Annotated in this window: 2 protein-coding genes; both read left to right on the top strand. The window is 50.5% G+C overall.

Translation table 11 applies throughout. The features are described 5' to 3' along the window. The first annotated feature begins 50 nt into the window (after positions 1–50). Positions 51–314 carry a peptidylprolyl isomerase gene (locus tag GBM95_RS12000; protein ID WP_226963330.1) on the top strand — a complete coding sequence of 88 codons (264 nt, stop codon included), beginning with the start codon at positions 51–53 and terminating at the stop codon, positions 312–314. Then, positions 304–444, top strand: coding sequence for a hypothetical protein (locus tag GBM95_RS12865; RefSeq protein WP_226963331.1), 141 nt, complete (start codon positions 304–306; stop codon positions 442–444). Before GBM95_RS12000 ends, GBM95_RS12865 begins: the two co-directional genes overlap by 11 nt. Positions 445–535 lie beyond the last annotated feature (91 nt).

A 535-nucleotide genomic window follows, 5' to 3' on the forward strand; every position in this document is an offset into this window, starting at 1 on the left:
CTAACCTTTAGATTTCAGTTAGTTGCCTTAAATCAAAACTAAGCCGGGATATGAATTTCTTTCAGACTCTGTTAACGGATTCCTGGGAATTCACGAAGCTGATCGAGCGCATCAACAAGGGCGAAAAGTTCGAGAATCTCGCCAAGCAGTATTCGATCGACCCGCAGTCGCGCGATCAGGGCGGTCTTGTCGGCTGGCTCGTCCCGAGCAATGTTGATCAGGCCTTCGGCAACGCCTTCAAGGTTCTCTCCGCGGGTTCGGTTGCTCAGGCGCCTGATTCTCAACCAGTACGGCTACCACATCGTGAAGCTTGACGCGAAGCGAAAGGCTGAGAACTTCCCGACCTGGGAATCCCAGAAGCAGAGCCTCAAGGATCAGCTCTCCGAACTGAAGGCCAAGAACCACTTCGCCGAGCTCGTGAAGAAGGCCAAGGTGAATTATTAACATAGGCACAAAATAGTTGACAAGCGGCTACGGTTATGTTATAATTGATAAATGAGTTACGAAGATAAAACCACCACAACCCTCGACGGCC

It is taken from the genome of Sutterella seckii (genome assembly GCF_009183815.1).
GTDB classification, from domain to species: domain Bacteria; phylum Pseudomonadota; class Gammaproteobacteria; order Burkholderiales; family Burkholderiaceae_F; genus Sutterella; species Sutterella seckii.